This is a genomic window from Pseudomonas sp. 14P_8.1_Bac3, from assembly GCF_025466085.1.
Lineage (GTDB): Bacteria > Pseudomonadota > Gammaproteobacteria > Pseudomonadales > Pseudomonadaceae > Aquipseudomonas.
In genome coordinates this window covers 188,732-203,648 of the sequence record NZ_JANLOD010000069.1, presented here as the reverse complement: position 1 = coordinate 203,648, position 14,917 = coordinate 188,732, and the positions used below count along the sequence as shown (strand labels likewise).

Annotated in this window: 19 protein-coding genes; 11 read left to right on the top strand and 8 right to left on the bottom strand. The window is 59.8% G+C overall.

What is annotated here, in order from left to right:
• Positions 1-29: 29 nt before the first annotated feature.
• The gene (locus tag NTD84_RS24960; protein WP_262171155.1) at positions 30-947 is read left to right on the top strand and encodes a LysR family transcriptional regulator; all 918 of its coding nucleotides are present in this window, start codon (positions 30-32) and stop codon (positions 945-947) included.
• Here NTD84_RS24960 and NTD84_RS24955 read toward each other — a convergent pair.
• Positions 920-1,246: a YqjD family protein gene (locus NTD84_RS24955; protein ID WP_262171153.1), complete on the bottom strand. Its 327-nt coding sequence runs from the start codon at positions 1,244-1,246 to the stop codon at positions 920-922. The genes NTD84_RS24960 and NTD84_RS24955 overlap by 28 nt on opposite strands.
• A 157-nt stretch (positions 1,247-1,403) precedes the next feature.
• On the opposite strand from NTD84_RS24955, the gene NTD84_RS24950 reads away from it, so the two are divergent.
• Entirely contained in the window at positions 1,404-1,619 is a 216-nt protein-coding gene (locus NTD84_RS24950) for a dodecin (protein ID WP_262171151.1), read from the top strand.
• 122 nt (positions 1,620-1,741) lie between these two features.
• Positions 1,742-1,966, top strand: coding sequence for a DUF1161 domain-containing protein (locus NTD84_RS24945; RefSeq protein ID WP_262171149.1), 225 nt, complete (start codon positions 1,742-1,744; stop codon positions 1,964-1,966).
• A 63-nt stretch (positions 1,967-2,029) separates the two neighbouring features.
• Here the strand turns inward: NTD84_RS24945 and NTD84_RS24940 are convergent, their stop codons facing one another.
• Positions 2,030-3,031, bottom strand: coding sequence for an LLM class flavin-dependent oxidoreductase (locus NTD84_RS24940; RefSeq protein WP_262171147.1), 1,002 nt, complete (start codon positions 3,029-3,031; stop codon positions 2,030-2,032).
• A gap of 242 nt (positions 3,032-3,273) precedes the next feature.
• Here NTD84_RS24940 and NTD84_RS24935 point away from each other — a divergent pair, with 242 nt between their 5' ends.
• A complete protein-coding gene (locus tag NTD84_RS24935) occupies positions 3,274-3,705 on the top strand; it encodes an OsmC family protein (RefSeq protein WP_008152515.1) in 432 nt (143 codons plus the stop codon).
• Between the two features lie 148 nt (positions 3,706-3,853).
• Positions 3,854-4,099, top strand: coding sequence for a DUF1161 domain-containing protein (locus NTD84_RS24930; RefSeq protein ID WP_262171144.1), 246 nt, complete (start codon positions 3,854-3,856; stop codon positions 4,097-4,099).
• A 6-nt stretch (positions 4,100-4,105) separates the two neighbouring features.
• Here the strand turns inward: NTD84_RS24930 and NTD84_RS24925 are convergent, their stop codons facing one another.
• On the bottom strand, positions 4,106-4,525 hold the full coding sequence (locus NTD84_RS24925; protein WP_262171142.1) for a hypothetical protein: 420 nt from the start codon (positions 4,523-4,525) through the stop codon (positions 4,106-4,108).
• A 40-nt stretch (positions 4,526-4,565) separates the two neighbouring features.
• On the bottom strand, positions 4,566-4,988 hold the full coding sequence (locus NTD84_RS24920; protein ID WP_262171140.1) for a hypothetical protein: 423 nt from the start codon (positions 4,986-4,988) through the stop codon (positions 4,566-4,568).
• A gap of 60 nt (positions 4,989-5,048) precedes the next feature.
• Between NTD84_RS24920 and NTD84_RS24915 the strand changes: the two genes are divergently transcribed.
• Positions 5,049-6,140, top strand: coding sequence for an aminopeptidase (locus tag NTD84_RS24915; RefSeq protein WP_262171138.1), 1,092 nt, complete (start codon positions 5,049-5,051; stop codon positions 6,138-6,140).
• A 35-nt stretch (positions 6,141-6,175) separates the two neighbouring features.
• Here NTD84_RS24915 and NTD84_RS24910 read toward each other — a convergent pair whose 3' ends face one another.
• Both NTD84_RS24910 and NTD84_RS24905 read right to left on the bottom strand, forming a co-directional pair.
• Entirely contained in the window at positions 6,176-6,826 is a 651-nt protein-coding gene (locus tag NTD84_RS24910; protein ID WP_262171136.1) for an HAD family hydrolase, read from the bottom strand.
• A gap of 28 nt (positions 6,827-6,854) precedes the next feature.
• Positions 6,855-7,400, bottom strand: a complete 546-nt coding sequence (locus NTD84_RS24905) for a gamma carbonic anhydrase family protein (protein ID WP_262171134.1) — start codon at positions 7,398-7,400, stop codon at positions 6,855-6,857.
• Positions 7,401-7,488: 88 nt separating this feature from the next.
• Here NTD84_RS24905 and prlC point away from each other — a divergent pair, with 88 nt between their 5' ends.
• Positions 7,489-9,540, top strand: a complete 2,052-nt coding sequence (gene prlC, locus NTD84_RS24900) for an oligopeptidase A (RefSeq protein WP_262171132.1) — start codon at positions 7,489-7,491, stop codon at positions 9,538-9,540.
• Positions 9,537-9,824 (top strand): YheV family putative zinc ribbon protein, encoded by a 288-nt coding sequence (locus tag NTD84_RS24895; protein ID WP_262171130.1) that lies wholly within the window; start codon positions 9,537-9,539, stop codon positions 9,822-9,824. Before prlC ends, NTD84_RS24895 begins: the two co-directional genes overlap by 4 nt.
• A 42-nt stretch (positions 9,825-9,866) precedes the next feature.
• Here the strand turns inward: NTD84_RS24895 and NTD84_RS24890 are convergent, their stop codons facing one another.
• Positions 9,867-10,508 carry a tyrosine-protein phosphatase gene (locus tag NTD84_RS24890; protein WP_262171129.1) on the bottom strand — a complete coding sequence of 214 codons (642 nt, stop codon included), beginning with the start codon at positions 10,506-10,508 and terminating at the stop codon, positions 9,867-9,869.
• 188 nt (positions 10,509-10,696) lie between these two features.
• Positions 10,697-11,002 carry a hypothetical protein gene (locus tag NTD84_RS24885; RefSeq protein ID WP_262171127.1) on the bottom strand — a complete coding sequence of 102 codons (306 nt, stop codon included), beginning with the start codon at positions 11,000-11,002 and terminating at the stop codon, positions 10,697-10,699.
• Positions 11,003-11,234: 232 nt separating this feature from the next.
• Here NTD84_RS24885 and NTD84_RS24880 point away from each other — a divergent pair, with 232 nt between their 5' ends.
• From NTD84_RS24880 to NTD84_RS24870, 3 genes are all read left to right on the top strand, one after another.
• Positions 11,235-12,293, top strand: a complete 1,059-nt coding sequence (locus NTD84_RS24880) for a PA0069 family radical SAM protein (RefSeq protein ID WP_262171125.1) — start codon at positions 11,235-11,237, stop codon at positions 12,291-12,293.
• Positions 12,294-12,535: 242 nt separating this feature from the next.
• A complete protein-coding gene (locus tag NTD84_RS24875; protein WP_262171124.1) occupies positions 12,536-13,267 on the top strand; it encodes a carbonic anhydrase in 732 nt (243 codons plus the stop codon).
• 89 nt (positions 13,268-13,356) lie between these two features.
• Positions 13,357-14,883 carry a SulP family inorganic anion transporter gene (locus NTD84_RS24870; RefSeq protein WP_262171122.1) on the top strand — a complete coding sequence of 509 codons (1,527 nt, stop codon included), beginning with the start codon at positions 13,357-13,359 and terminating at the stop codon, positions 14,881-14,883.
• Positions 14,884-14,917: the final 34 nt, after the last annotated feature.

Here is a 14,917-nt window from a genome sequence, read left to right as displayed (position 1 = left end):
ACAACCTGTCAGGAAAACTCACAGATCCCATGAGCCACGACCTTCCTCCGCTGAACGCCCTTCGTGCCTTCGAAGCCACTGCCCGCCTGAACAGCGTCAGTCAGGCAGCTGAACAGCTGCACGTCACCCATGGCGCCGTCAGCCGGCAGCTGAAGGTGCTGGAAGAGCATCTCGGCGTCAGTCTTTTCGTCAAGGACGGGCGCGGCCTTAAACTCACAGATGCCGGTGTGCGGTTGCGGGACGCCAGCGCGGACGCCTTTGAGCGTTTGCGCACGGTCTGCGCCGAGCTGACTCAAAGCACCGCCGACGCGCCGTTCGTGCTGGGCTGTTCGGGGAGCTTGCTGGCGCGCTGGTTCATTCCGCGTCTGGGACGGTTGAATGCCGATTTGCCGGACCTGCGCCTGCATCTGTCGGCCGGGGAAGGCGACCTCGATCCCCGTCGTCCGGGGCTGGACGCCTTGCTGGTGTTTGCCGAGCCGCCGTGGCCCGCGGACATGCAGGTCTACGAACTGGCCAGTGAACGCATCGGCCCGGTAATGAGCCCCCGCTTCTCCGGTTACGAGAGACTGCAACAAGCGCCTGCCAGCGCATTGTTGAATGAGCCCTTGCTGCACACCACCTCACGCCCGCAGGCCTGGCCGAGTTGGGCGCAGCAAAGCGGCCTCGACGCCAAGGCGCTGAAGTACGGGCAGGGTTTCGAGCATTTGTATTATTTGCTGGAGGCAGCAGTCGCCGGATTGGGTGTAGCCATTGCCCCGGAACCGCTGGTGGCCGAGGACTTGAAGGCCGGTCGCCTGATCGCGCCGTGGGGTTTTAGTGAGACCGCGGCGCAACTGGCGTTGTGGCTACCCAAGCGCGCCGCGGACGGGCGCGCCAGGCAACTTGCGCAGTGGCTCAAGAACGAGCTGCGCCAGCCGGGTCAGTCGCCGCGCTTGCACAGCAAGTAAGCCGCCAGCAGACCCAAGGCACCGACAGCCACACCGGCTGTAGTCCAAGGGTGTTCCTGGGCGTAGTCCCGAGTGGCGATCCCGGTTTCGCGGGTTTTGACTTTGACTTCTTCGTACGCGTCGCTGAGCAGGTGACGCGAGTGTTTCAGCGCAGTCTCGGCGTTGGCTTTCAAGGCCTTGAGCGTTTTACGCGACTCGTCCGAGGCATCGTCCTTCAGGCTTTCCAAAGACTTCAGCAGACTCTCGATCTCGGCTTCCATGCTTTGCAATGAGGCTTTACGTAAAGAGGTGTTGGCCATGGTGGCTCTCCTTCATGGGTGATGAGTGGCGTGTGTTGGTTGGGACTTCAGGGGTTCGAGAAAGTGCAGTAAATCTGAACTTTCGCATCGCATTAGCCGACAGAAGTAATACGAAAAATCACTGCTAGGCTGTATTTCAAACCCAAGGAGAACGCCCATGTCTGACCACCACACGTACAAGAAAGTCGAGCTCGTCGGCTCGTCCGCCAGCAGCATCGAGGACGCCATCAACAATGCGCTGGCCGAAGCCAATAAAAGCATCAAGCACCTGGAATGGTTCGAAGTGACCGAAACCCGCGGGCACATCAAGGACGGCAAGGCTGCACACTTCCAGGTCACGCTTAAAGTCGGGTTCCGGATTGCCAGCAGCTGAGTTTGCGCTAGTCTTCTGAACTTGCGCGCTGGCCGAGTGCCATAGGGAATGGCAAAGCGCTACATGTGTGCATCCGGTTGAAAGCCGGATGCTCCCTTTGATCCGACCAGGGAATGCGACCGATGAAGAAATTTATGTTGGCGGTAGGTTTGTTGAGCCTTGCGGGGACAGCGTTGGCTGACGGCAAGTCGTGCGAAGAGCTGAAAGCGGAAATCGCAGCCAAGATTGATGCCAAAGGCGCAGCGAATTACTCGCTGGAAATTGTCGATAAAGGCGCTGCGGCTGACGGAAAAGTCGTCGGCAAGTGCGAGAAAGGCACAAAGGAAATCGTCTACAAACGCGGATGATCCCGCACAGATGTGAAAAAGCCGACGCCATGGCGTCGGCTTTTTCATGGGCGCGGGTCAGTCTCAGCCTTTCATGACCTGCGCCAGGAGCTCGTAGGAATGCACCCGATCGGCGTGTTCGTACAGGTCGCAGGTGAAGATCAGCTCATCGGCCTGGGTCTGCTCGATCAGCACCTCCAGCTTGGCGCGGATTTTCTGCGGACTGCCGACCATCGCCAGCCCGAGGAAATCATGGACGGCTTCTTTTTCATGAGGCAGCCAAAGGCCATTCATAGTTTTCACCGGCGGACGTTGCACCAGGCTCTGCCCGCGCATCAGGGCGAGGATGCGCTGATAGACCGAAGTGGCCAGGTATTCGGCCTGCTCGTCGGTGTCGGCCGCGACCAGCGGAACACCCAGCATCACGTAAGGCTTATCTAGCACCGCCGAAGGCTTGAAGTGATTGCGGTAGACGCGAATCGCCTCATGCATGAAGCGCGGTGCGAAATGGGAGGCGAAGGCGTAGGGCAAACCGCGCTCACCCGCCAGTTGCGCGCTGAACAGACTGGAGCCCAGCAACCACACCGGGACCTGAGTGCCGGTACCCGGCATCGCGATGATGCGTTGGTCCGGCGTGCGCGGGCCGAGGTAGCGCACCAATTCCGCCACATCTTCGGGGAAATCGTCGGCGCTGCCGGAGCGTTCACGGCGCAGCGCGCGAGCGGTCATTTGATCGGAGCCGGGTGCGCGCCCCAGGCCCAGGTCGATCCGGCCCGGATAAAGACTTTCAAGGGTGCCGAACTGCTCGGCAATCACCAGCGGCGCGTGGTTGGGCAACATCACCCCACCCGAGCCGACCCGTATGGTTGACGTGCCGCCGGCCAGATAGCCCAGCAGCACGGAGGTGGCCGAACTGGCGATACCGTCCATGTTGTGGTGCTCGGCCACCCAGAAACGGTTGTAGCCGAATTGTTCGACGCGCTGCGCCAAATCCAGGGAATTGCGCAGCGACTGGGCCGCGCTGCCGTTCTCCCGCACGGGCACCAGATCAAGAGCCGAGAACTTGATATCGGACAGTCGTTTCATAAACCTGCTTCTCCAATTGAGGGCGCAGGTTTCTTCTGTCGAACGAAAACCTGCCGAATGCATAAGCGTGTTTCATGCAATGAGGGCATATACCCGAGTTTCAATAGTAGCGACGAAATTTCCTACGAAAATGGTAGGACAAATCAGATCAGGTGAACTTTGCGCCACCGTCTATCCTCAGAACCCTAGCAAGCGAAAACACGAAGGCGCGACGCTTCGCGCCTGACCCTGAGGAGGCAGACATGGCTATTACCAAGAAAGCATCGGCACATTGGGAAGGTGATCTGAAGACCGGCATTGGCTCGATTTCCACGGAAACCGGTGTGCTCAGAGAAGCGCCCTACGGCTTCAAGGCCCGTTTCGAGGGCGGCAAAGGCACCAATCCGGAAGAGCTGATCGGCGCGGCCCACGCGGGCTGTTTCTCCATGGCTTTTTCGATGATCCTGGGCGATGCCGGTCTCAAGGCAGACAGCATCGATACCAATGCCGAAGTCACCCTGGATCAGGTAGACGGCGGTTTTGCGATTACCGCGGTGAAATTGATCCTCAAGGCGAAAATCCCTGGCGCGACCCAGGCGCAGTTCGAGGAACTGAGCAATAAGGCCAAAGAAGGCTGCCCGGTGTCCAAAGTGTTGAACGCCAAGATCAGTCTGGATGCCACGCTGGTCAGCTAAGTCGGTGTAGTCGCGATAAACGATCGCAGCCTTCCACAGGCTGCGATTTTTTTGCGCTGAAACAAAACCCGGTCGATACGGTTGTGGTCGAATAAATGACAGCAGCGAAAACGCATCCCCTGCGTGCCGCCTCTAAGGAGCTCCATCCATGAAACGTTTTGCCCTGGCGATTATCTGCAGTGCGCTGGCAACTTCGGCCTCGGCATTTGCGGCGCCCAAAGATTGCGAAGAACTCAAGAACGAGATCGAAGTGAAGATTCAGGCGAACGCCGTGCCGTCCTACACCCTGGAGATCGTATCGAAGCAAGAGGCCGACAAGCATGACATCGCCATGGTCGTGGGCACCTGCGACAACGGCACCAAAGCGATCATTTATCAGAAGAACGACCGCTGATACGCCTCAGATAATGCAGTTCGTGTCGCGATCTTCGGCGACGATCTCCCGCTTGGCGTTATATAGCCGGGCACTGGGGGTGAACGCCAGGGAGCGGGCTTCCAGCCGGTAACGCTGGCCGGCTTCGAAATGGTCGAAGCGGATGGTCATGTAGCACAGTCGCTCCACTGGGCCCGTCATCAGGCTGCCGCCGCCGCCAAACACCTCGAAGTCGAAACGCACCCTCAACTCATGGCTGCCCGGCGTGACCTGGAAGAAACGCCCATCGCTCAGGCGCTGGTTGTCCAGGCGTTCGGCCATGAGTAGTTTGCCGCCGGGGCTGGGGGTCGCGAAGTCGACCCAGGCCATCTGTGGGTTGACCGCCGGCAGCGGGCTCTGGCAACCGGCGAAGGCGCCAGCCGCGAGCAAAAGCAACAACCTGCGCATGATGAATGTCCCGAGGATTGGGCCTTCAGCATAGCGCCGATCAGGTGCGTTGGCAGCCCGCGGGGGTGCCCTGGCCTATCATTTTTCGCTGTTGATCATAGAGCTTGGCCCACGGCCGAAAGCCGATATTCCCCGCTTGCAGCTGATATTTCTCACCCGCGTTGAAGCTGTTGAATTTCACATTCAGCTGGCAATCGCGCCACAACGGCTCGGCGTCGGGGCCGATGTTGCTCGGCTCGACCGGGAATTGATAACGCACCGTCAGCTCGTGGCTACCGGGCTGAACTTCGAAATAGCGCTTGTCGGTAGAGGCTTTGTCGTCGACTTCCAGGGCTTGCAGCGCCGTGTCTTCCCGCGGTGAATCGAGATCGATCCACGCTTGAGACGGGTCGTGGTGGGGTAAGCCGAATCCTGCACAACCTGTCAGCATCAACAGGCCTCCCGTCAGCATCATCTTGCGCATAGCGGAGCTCCAGTCAGGCGGGATAGTCTTGCGGGCAGACTTTCCAGGGATGATTTTATTTTGATCAGGCCGCTTCCAAGCCTTGGGTTACTTGATCGCGTTTTGCGCGTTTTGTTTCCGGGTGTGTTGTTTTTGTTGCTCAACGGCTGCGCGAGCGTCAGCTATTACGGCCAATTGGCCAGTGGTCAGCTGCACTTGCTACGGGCTCGAGAGCCGGTGTCCAGGGTGATTGCCGATCCGTCTCGCGACGAGAAACTGCGTGCGCACCTGGCCCAATCGCAAAAGGCCCGGACGTTCGCCAGCCAGCAGCTGCATCTGCCGGATAACCAGAGCTACCGCCTGTACGCCGACATTGGCCGACCGTTCGTCGTCTGGAATGTGTTCGCCACGCCGGAATTTTCCCTGACCCCGCAAAACCATTGTTTTCCCATCGCCGGTTGCGTGGCCTACCGCGGCTATTACAACCAGAGCGCAGCCCGTGGTGAGGCAGCGATATTGCGACTGCAAGGTATGGACGTGTCGATCGGTGGCGTCGAGGCCTATTCGACGCTCGGCTGGTTCAACGATCCGATCATCAGTTCGATGATGGGTTGGGGCGATGAGCGACTGGCGACGTTGATCTTCCATGAGCTGGCGCACCAGCGCTTTTATGTGAAGGACGACACTGAGTTCAACGAGTCATTCGCGACGTTCGTGGAACAGGAAGGTACCCGGCAGTGGCGCGCCTATCGCGGGATGGCGCCAGACAATGGCGAGGAGGCGCAGCGCCGGGATCAGTTCATTCAGCTGGTTCTGGACACACGCACCCGGCTTGAACGCTTGTACACTCAACCGCTCCCCGTTGAACAACTGCGTCAGCGAAAAGCTGATGAATTCGAACAACTGCGGCAGGAATACCGGCAACTAAGAGATAGCCAATGGGCCGGGGATAAACGCTACGATCCGTGGATCAACGCCCCGATGAACAACGCCCGATTGCTCCCGTTTGGTTTGTACGACCAGTGGGTGCCGGCGTTTGCCGCGTTGTTCAAGCAGGCCGGTGGGGATTGGCTGGCGTTCTATGCGGCGGTGGAGAGGCTTGGCGCGCTGCCGGTTCTTGAGCGTAAGGCGACATTGAAAACGTTAGCGGGATCGGACAGTCGTGGTGGCTGATCCGGCCTCTTCGACTGCCCGCAAAGGCGATTTTTTTAGCGCTGCAAAAACGCCTGGTGCAGCTCAGCCAACGTTTCAAAATGATAGGCCGGTGCTTCCGCGCTCAGTTCTTCGCGACTGCCGAAACCATACCCCACCGCCGCCGCATCCAGACCGTTACTGCGCGCGCCGATCAAGTCGTGCTTGCGGTCGCCGATCATCAGGGTGTTGGCAGGGTCCAGGCCTTCTTCGGCCATGAGGTGGGCGATGAGTTCGACCTTGTTGGTGCGCGTGCCATCCAGTTCGCTGCCGTAAATCACCTTGAAGTGTTTGGCAAAATCGAAATGCCGGGCGATTTCCCGGGCGAAGACCCACGGTTTGGACGTCGCGATATACAGCTGCCGTCCTTGCCCGCCGAGGGTTTCCAGCAGCGGTGTGACACCTTCGAACACGCGGTTCTCGTAGAGACCGGTGACCTTGAAGCGTTCGCGATAGAAGTTCACCGCTTCCCAGGCCTTGGCTTCGTCGAAATCGTAGAACTGCATGAACGCCTGCAACAACGGCGGGCCGATGAAGTGTTCGAGCCTGGTCAGGTCCGGTTCATCAATGCCCAGTTTGCTCAGGGCGAACTGGATCGAGCGGGTAATGCCCTCGCGCGGGTCGGTCAGGGTGCCATCAAGGTCGAACAGTACGGTTTGGTAATGCATGGTTGAATCCTGGATAAGTGCGTCGACATCAGACCTGGTCGTAGCCTTCGGCCAGATGCAGGTCCTTGAGCTTCACGTAGTTCGCCGCACTGTAGGTGAAAAAGGCGCGTTCCTTATCGGTCAGCGGACGAATTTGTTTCACCGGGCTACCGACGTACAGAAAGCCGCTGGCCAGGCGCTTGCCCGGCGGCACCAGGCTGCCGGCGCCAATGATGACATCGTCTTCGACCACCGCGCCGTCCATGACGATGCTGCCCATGCCGATCAAAACCCGGCTGCCCACACTGCAGCCATGGAGCATGACCTTATGCGCGATGGTCACGTCGTCGCCGATCAGCAACGGAAAGCCATCGGGGTTGAACGGACCGGCATGGGTGATGTGCAGCACACACCCGTCCTGGACACTGGTGCGCGCGCCGATACGGATGCGGTGCATGTCGCCGCGGATCACCGTCAGCGGCCAGACGGAGCTGTCATCGCCGATTTCAACGTCGCCGATCACCACCGCCGAACCGTCGACAAAAGCGCCTTTGCCCAGCAGCGGTGTGTGGTTCTGATACTTGCGAAGGGACACGATAGGTTCTCTCTCTGTCGCTGATAGCTGCGGTGAGTGCCGATTGTAATTAAGATGGCTGCATGTTTCTCCAGCCAAGGTATCAACCGTGAGCGTGAACAACCCTCTTTTGCAGTCCTACGACCTGCCGCCGTTCTCGGCGATCCGTGCCGAACACGTGCAACCGGCCATTGAGCAGATCCTGGCCGACAACCGCGCCGCCATTATCGAGATCCTCAAGACCCAGGGCAAACAACCCACCTGGGCCGGCCTGGTGCTGGCGATGGATGAACTCAACGATCGCCTGGGCGCAGCCTGGAGCCCGGTCAGCCACCTGAATGCCGTGTGCAACAGCGCCGAGCTGCGCGAAGCCTACGAGTCGTGCCTGCCCGCGTTGAGCGCCTATTCCACCGAGCTGGGCCAGAACCGCGAGTTGTTCGAGGCTTTCGAAGCCCTCGCCAACAGCCCGGAAGCCGCCGGTTTCGACGTGGCGCAGAAGACCATCCTGGAACATTCCCTGCGTGACTTCCGTCTGTCGGGTATCGACCTGCCGGAAGCCGAGCAGAAGCGTTACGCCGAAGTACAGAGCAAGCTCTCGGAACTGGGCAGCCGCTTTTCCAACCAATTGCTCGACGCCACTCAAGCCTGGACCAAACACGTTACCGACGAAGCCGCCCTCGCCGGCCTGACTGATTCGGCCAAGGCGCAAATGGCCGCCGCAGCCCAGGCCAAAGGCCTGGACGGTTTCCTGATCACCTTGGAATTCCCCAGCTACTACGCAGTGATGACCTACGCCCAGGACCGCGCCTTGCGCGAAGAAGTCTATGCGGCCTACTGCACCCGCGCATCGGACCAGGGCCCGAATGCCGGGCAAAACGACAACGGCCCGGTCATGGAAGAAATCCTCGACCTGCGTCAGGAGCTGGCCAAATTGCTTGGCTTCGCCAGCTTCTCGGAGCTGAGCCTCGCCACCAAGATGGCCGAATCGAGCGATCAGGTACTGGGTTTCCTGCGCGACCTGGCCAAACGCAGCAAGCCGTTCGCCGCCCAGGATCTGCAGCAACTCAAGGCTTACGCCGCCGAACAGGGTTGTCCGGACCTTCAAAGCTGGGACAGCGGTTTCTACGGTGAAAAACTCCGCGAACAACGTTACAGCGTTGCCCAGGAAGCCCTGCGCGCGTATTTCCCGATCGACAAAGTACTGGGCGGCCTGTTCGCCATTGTCCAGCGTCTGTATGGCATCGAAATCACCGAGCAGAAAGGCTTCGACACCTGGCACCCGGATGTCCGCCTGTTCGAAATCAAGGAAAACGGCCAGCACGTCGGACGTTTCTTCTTCGACCTCTACGCTCGCGCCAACAAGCGTGGCGGCGCATGGATGGACGGCGCCCGTGACCGTCGTCGCACCGCTGAAGGCGTGTTGCAAAGCCCGGTGGCCAATCTGGTGTGCAACTTCACCCCGGCCGACAGCGGCAAGCCTGCCCTGCTGACCCACGATGAAGTCACCACCCTGTTCCACGAATTCGGCCATGGCCTGCATCACCTGCTGACCCGCGTCGAACATGCCGGCGTGTCCGGCATCAACGGCGTGGCCTGGGACGCGGTCGAGTTGCCGAGCCAGTTCATGGAAAACTGGTGCTGGGAGCCGGAAGGCCTGGCGCTGATTTCCGGTCACTACGAAACCGGCGAGCCGCTGCCACAGGACCTGCTGGGCAAGATGCTCGCAGCGAAGAACTTCCAGTCCGGCCTGATGATGGTGCGTCAGCTCGAATTCTCGCTGTTCGACTTTGAACTGCACGCCACCCACGGCGACGGCCGCAGCGTGCTGCAAGTGCTCGAAGGCGTGCGCGACGAGGTGTCGGTCATGCGTCCACCGGCCTACAACCGCTTCCCCAACAGCTTCGCGCACATTTTCGCCGGCGGTTACGCGGCGGGTTACTACAGTTACAAATGGGCGGAAGTGCTGTCGGCCGATGCCTTCTCCAAGTTCGAAGAAGACGGCGTGCTCAATGCCGATACCGGTCGCGCCTTCCGCGAAGCGATCCTGGCGCGCGGCGGCTCGCAGGAGCCCATGGTGCTGTTCGTCGACTTCCGTGGCCGCGCCCCGTCGATTGACGCACTCTTGCGCCACAGCGGCCTGAGTGAGGACGCAGCAGCATGAGCGAGGGGCCTGTGAAGACGAAAAAACGCTTCATCGCCGGGGCGGTCTGCCCGGCGTGCAGCGAGCCGGACAAGTTGATGATGTGGAACGAAGACGACGTCCCGCATCGCGAGTGCGTGGCCTGCGGCTATTCCGATACGTTGAATGAACAAGGGCTGTCGGTGCCCAAGGAATTGGGCACGCGGGTCAACACATCGGCGCTGAAGGCGCCGGACGCCAAGGTTCAGGCGGTGCAGTTTTTCCCCAACCCCAAGCTGAAGAAAAAGCCTGACGAACCGCACTGACGGCCATCACCTCCCATAGCGCAATGCTCTGGGAGGTGCCGGTTACTGGACGTTGGCCGACTTGAACCAGTTCTTCATCGAGCACGCGGCGAACGGACTGGTGCTGCACTCCCCATTAGCCAGGGCCGAGCGCAGCTTGTCGGCATCGGCCTGCATCATGTAACGCACGCCGTCCTTGAAGTGACCGCTTTCGCCAAAGCCACCCTGAGTCATTTCGTTCAGCGCATCTTCCTTGCTCCAGCCTTGCACGACCACCCGGTACATGGCCGCCATCAGGCCGGTACGGTCCGAGCCGTGTTTGCAGTGCATCAGCACCGGCCCCTTGGCCTCGGCGGCCTGGATGGCACGAAGGGCCTTGAGGACATCGGCATCGTCCACGTGGTTGGTCCGATAGGGCAGTTGCACCTGGTCGATACCGGGCGCCGCCAACCAGCTGGAATCGGATTCAGGCAGGAAGTTGATGACGGTGGCCACCTTCAGCTTCATCAGCAACGGGACGGCGCCGCGATCCGGTAATGCGCTGCGGTAGAGGGTCGGGGACATCTGGAAAAGGTTGTACTGAGCCTCGACCGGTTGAGCCCACTCCGCAGGACGGGGCTCGACCGCATCGTCCGCGCAGGCAGCAGTCAGGTTGAACAGGGCGACCAGCGACAGGCACATCGCGGGGATCAGGCGTAGGGACATGTTCGGCGACCGTATAAAGAATGGCAGGTGGCGCGAGAGTGAACCCACGGCAGTCAAAGGTCCGTGAGCCGACTGTCAAAGAATCGTGAACGCGCCTGTTCCGATGCGGTATTCATCAAAATATAATTCCGCCGGTTAATTGCAACTAAGCCTGCATGCTTTGCACACAGGCTTGGTATATAACGGCCTTATGGATTGACGATGCTGGAGTAGGCTTTGGCCAACGCCAACAATTTTTGTTTATCGTCGTTATCAATATCGCCATCTCCATCTACATCGCTTTTTACCGTTCGGATGTTGAAGGATCGACCGCCATCGCTGGAGACCGCCGTTACGAATACCGAATCCACCAGAGACTCCGAAGCCTCCTGTTTCATTGGGTCCCAGCCAGATTCCTTGCGAGCCAGTTGCATGGACACCTGGGCTTCACGAGGGTTGGTTGGAACCGGGGCCAATAGTTGTAAAAAGATACCGCGCTGATTAAAAAAGGACATGTTCTAATTCCATTTAATAAGTTAAGACACGACAGTTCGTGTGAGATGAATACTACTTATCAAGTTGGTAAAAACGCTATTCGTCATATGTTTCCCAGAATTGCATGAAGTTGAATTCATCCAGCAATTCACTGAGAAGAAGGTATGTTCAGACAGGCAGAGCGCCGAACGGCACTGGCCGGTACGCCGGACCTTCGATACTGTATGCACATACAGCTACGAGTATAGTCCGATGAATACGCCTTTGCCTCCACGCGGTCGCGGCACCGCCACGAACCCGCACAACCGTTTCGCGCCGAATCGCTCGGTGACGGAGGACGATGGCTGGTACCAGGAAGCGCCAATGACCCAGGGCACCGAGGTGCGCATCGAGACGGCCAAAACCATCATCACCCGCAATAACTCGCCGGACCTGCCCTTCGATCGCTCGATCAATCCCTATCGGGGCTGTGAACATGGATGCATCTATTGTTACGCGCGGCCCAGCCACGCCTATTGGGACATGTCGCCCGGGCTGGATTTCGAAACCAGACTGATCGCCAAGACCAACGCCGCCGATGTGCTTGAGGAACAGCTGTCCAAACGCGGCTATCAATGCGCGCCGATCAACCTGGGCTCCAACACCGATCCCTATCAACCTATCGAACGCGAGCACAAGATCACCCGCCAGACCCTGGAGGTGCTCCTTCGCTACCGTCACCCGGTGACGATTATCACCAAAGGCTCATTGATCCTGCGCGACCTGGACCTGCTGGCCGAACTCGCCGAGCAACGACTGGTGGCAGTGATGATCAGCCTCACCACCCTGGACGATGAACTCAAACGCATCCTCGAACCCCGCGCCGCCGCACCCAAGGCCCGGCTCCGGGCAATCCGCGTGATGCGCGAGGCCGGGATCCCGGTGGGCGTGCTGTGCTCGCCGATGATTCCGATGATCAACGACAGCGAACTCGAAAGCCTGCTGACCGAAGCCCAGGCGGCAGGCGCACAAAGTGCGGCCTACATGATGTTGCGCCTGCCCCTGGAAGTCGCACCGTTGTTCGAAGAATGGCTCACGGCCCACTATCCTCAGCGCGCTGCCCATGTGTTGAGCCTGATCCGCCAGAGTCGTGGCGGTGAGCTTTACGACAGTCAATTTGGCAGCCGGATGCGGGGCGAAGGCCCGTTCGCTGATCTGCTCGCGCAGCGCTTCGCCAAAACCATCAAGCGTCTGGGGCTCAATCGACGGGAGGGTTTTAACCTGGACTGCACGGCCTTCTGTCCGCCGGGTCGCCAGATGTCGTTGATCTGACAATTGGCCTAAGGTTGAGTGAGGGGAAACGTCTGGCGAGCTTAGGCTGGTCACGTTTTGTATAATCTGTAACACACGTGCTAGAGCGGTTGATTCAGTTTGAGTTAAGTTTCGGCCGCTACCTTATTCATCGAGTGACTGACGGGTCGGGATCTCTCGCCTGAATGTTTTTTAGACAGCCACTGGCTTCACACCGGACAAAACGGGAAAATTCCCTGAACTCCGCCAATGAGGATGAATTCATGAGTGACAAGGATAAACAGCCGTTGGCTGCGTCGGCTTCTGCCCAACCCGAGACGGAAACCGCCGATGCAGCGTTGAAACATATCGTTGACGGCTTTTTGCATTTTCATCATGAGATCTTTCCGCAGCAGGAAGAACTCTTCAAGAAACTCGCAACGGCGCAACAGCCACGGGCGATGTTCATCACCTGCGCCGACTCGCGCATCGTGCCGGAACTGATCACCCACAGCTCGCCGGGCGATCTGTTCGTGACCCGTAATGTCGGCAACGTCGTACCGCCGTACGGTCAGATGAACGGGGGCGTTTCCACCGCCATCGAGTACGCGGTGCTGGCGTTGGGCGTGCAGCACATCATCATCTGCGGCCACTCCGATTGCGGCGCGATGCGTGCGGTGCTCAATCCCGGTAGCCTGGAAAAGATGCCCACGGTCAAAGCCTGGTTACAGCATGCGGAAGTCGCGAAGACCATGGTCCACGACAACTGCAACTGCGCCGACGAAAACGAGACGATGCACATCCTCACCGAGGAAAATGTCATCGCTCAATTGCAGCACTTGCGAACCCATCCCTCGGTAGCCTCGCGCATTGCAAACGGGCAACTGTTTATCCATGGCTGGGTCTACGACATCGAAACCAGCGCAATCAAAGCTTACGACGCGGATCAGAGTCGCTTCCTGCCCCTCGACGGCAGCCATCCGATTCCGGTGGCGACGCCTAAAGCGCGCTTCTAACCCCTCCTAAATCCAGTGTGGTTTGGCCGTGGCTGCTGATCGAGCAGCCCGGCTTTGCCATGCCTGAAGAAAACTTCGGGAGAATCACCATGCGTGCTGCGCAACTCAAAGCTGTTCTGCCACGGGAGCTGCTGGCTTCAGTGGTTGTGTTTCTGGTCGCCCTGCCCCTGTGCATGGGCATCGCCATCGCCTCGGGATTGCCACCCTCGAAAGGACTGATCACCGGGATCGTCGGGGGGTTGGTCGTGGGCTGGCTCGCGGGCTCGCCATTGCAAGTCAGCGGTCCGGCGGCGGGGCTGGCCGTTCTGGTGTTCGAACTGGTGCGCCAGCACGGCATCGCCATGCTCGGGCCGATCCTGCTGCTCGCTGGTTTTCTGCAATTGGTGGCCGGACGCTTGAAGCTGGGCTGCTGGTTTCGGGTCACGGCGCCCGCGGTGGTGTACGGGATGCTCGCCGGGATTGGCGTGCTGATCGTGCTGTCACAGGTGCATGTGATGCTCGACGCGGTGCCGAAGCCGTCGGGACTGGATAACCTGGCTGCCTTCCCCGCTGCGGTGATCCAGGCGCTACCGTCGTTAGGCTGGCAGGCCGGATTACTCGGGCTGTCGACGATTGCGGTGATGTGGATGTGGGAAAAATTTCGCCCGCATTCCCTGCGCTTTATTCCCGGCGCCTTGCTCGGTGTCGGTTTGGCAACGGTCGCCAGTTTGATGCTCGCTTTGGAGGTCAAACGCGTCGAGGTCCCGGCCAATCTGGCGGAAGCCATCGACTGGCTCAAACCGGCGGACTTGCTCAATCTCGCCGACCCGACTTTGTTGATCGCCGCTTTCGCCGTGGCCTTCATCGCCAGCGCTGAAACCCTGCTGTCGGCCGCTGCGGTGGACCGCATGCACAGCGGCCAGCGCTCGGACTTTGACCGGGAGCTGTCGGCGCAAGGCGTCGGCAACATGCTTTGCGGTCTGCTCGGCGCACTGCCGATGACCGGGGTGATCGTGCGCAGTTCGGCCAACGTTCAGGCCGGCGCGACCACCCGAATGTCGACGATCTTCCATGGCCTGTGGCTGCTGGCGTTCGTGTTGCTGCTGTCGAGCGTGCTGCAAAGCATCCCGGTGGCGAGCCTGGCGGGGGTGCTGGTGTACACCGGTTTCAAACTGGTCGACCTCAAAGCCTTCCGTGGTTTGGGTCGCTACGGCCGGATGCCGATGTTTACCTACGCGGCGACCGCGCTGGCGATCATCTTCACCGACCTGCTCACCGGGGTGCTGATCGGCTTCGGTTTGACCCTGGCCAAACTGGCGTGGAAAGCCTCGCGCTTGAAGATCAGCCTGATCGATCTGCCCAAGGATGGGGAGATGGAGTTGCGCCTGATTGGCGCGGCGACCTTCCTGAAAGTGCCGGCGCTGACCCAGGTGCTGGGCAGCATTCCGCCAGGTGCGACGGTGCATGTGCCGCTCAACAACCTGAGCTATATCGATCATTCGTGTCTGGAGTTGCTGGAGGAATGGGGTCGGGCCAATGCGGCGAAGGGGTCGACCCTGTTGATCGAAGCGCGGGGGTTGAAACGCAGGCTGGAGGGGCGGTTACGTACCACCACTGGTGTGGGAACCGCTGGCTGAAACACAACCTTGCAGGAGCGAGCATGCGCGGGAT

Excerpts from the sequence above, each read along its gene's own strand:
- NTD84_RS24960 (WP_262171155.1), top strand. The coding sequence starts at position 30 with ATGAGCCACGACCTTCCTCCGCTGAACGCCCTTCGTGCCTTCGAAGCC.
- NTD84_RS24955 (WP_262171153.1), bottom strand. The coding sequence starts at position 1,246 with ATGGCCAACACCTCTTTACGTAAAGCCTCATTGCAAAGCATGGAAGCC.
- NTD84_RS24950 (WP_262171151.1), top strand. The coding sequence starts at position 1,404 with ATGTCTGACCACCACACGTACAAGAAAGTCGAGCTCGTCGGCTCGTCC.
- NTD84_RS24945 (WP_262171149.1), top strand. The coding sequence starts at position 1,742 with ATGAAGAAATTTATGTTGGCGGTAGGTTTGTTGAGCCTTGCGGGGACA.
- NTD84_RS24940 (WP_262171147.1), bottom strand. The coding sequence starts at position 3,031 with ATGAAACGACTGTCCGATATCAAGTTCTCGGCTCTTGATCTGGTGCCC.
- NTD84_RS24935 (WP_008152515.1), top strand. The coding sequence starts at position 3,274 with ATGGCTATTACCAAGAAAGCATCGGCACATTGGGAAGGTGATCTGAAG.
- NTD84_RS24930 (WP_262171144.1), top strand. The coding sequence starts at position 3,854 with ATGAAACGTTTTGCCCTGGCGATTATCTGCAGTGCGCTGGCAACTTCG.
- NTD84_RS24925 (WP_262171142.1), bottom strand. The coding sequence starts at position 4,525 with ATGCGCAGGTTGTTGCTTTTGCTCGCGGCTGGCGCCTTCGCCGGTTGC.
- NTD84_RS24920 (WP_262171140.1), bottom strand. The coding sequence starts at position 4,988 with ATGCGCAAGATGATGCTGACGGGAGGCCTGTTGATGCTGACAGGTTGT.
- NTD84_RS24910 (WP_262171136.1), bottom strand. The coding sequence starts at position 6,826 with ATGCATTACCAAACCGTACTGTTCGACCTTGATGGCACCCTGACCGAC.
- NTD84_RS24895 (WP_262171130.1), top strand. The coding sequence starts at position 9,537 with ATGAGCGAGGGGCCTGTGAAGACGAAAAAACGCTTCATCGCCGGGGCG.
- NTD84_RS24890 (WP_262171129.1), bottom strand. The coding sequence starts at position 10,508 with ATGTCCCTACGCCTGATCCCCGCGATGTGCCTGTCGCTGGTCGCCCTG.
- NTD84_RS24885 (WP_262171127.1), bottom strand. The coding sequence starts at position 11,002 with ATGTCCTTTTTTAATCAGCGCGGTATCTTTTTACAACTATTGGCCCCG.
- NTD84_RS24880 (WP_262171125.1), top strand. The coding sequence starts at position 11,235 with ATGAATACGCCTTTGCCTCCACGCGGTCGCGGCACCGCCACGAACCCG.
- NTD84_RS24875 (WP_262171124.1), top strand. The coding sequence starts at position 12,536 with ATGAGTGACAAGGATAAACAGCCGTTGGCTGCGTCGGCTTCTGCCCAA.
- NTD84_RS24870 (WP_262171122.1), top strand. The coding sequence starts at position 13,357 with ATGCGTGCTGCGCAACTCAAAGCTGTTCTGCCACGGGAGCTGCTGGCT.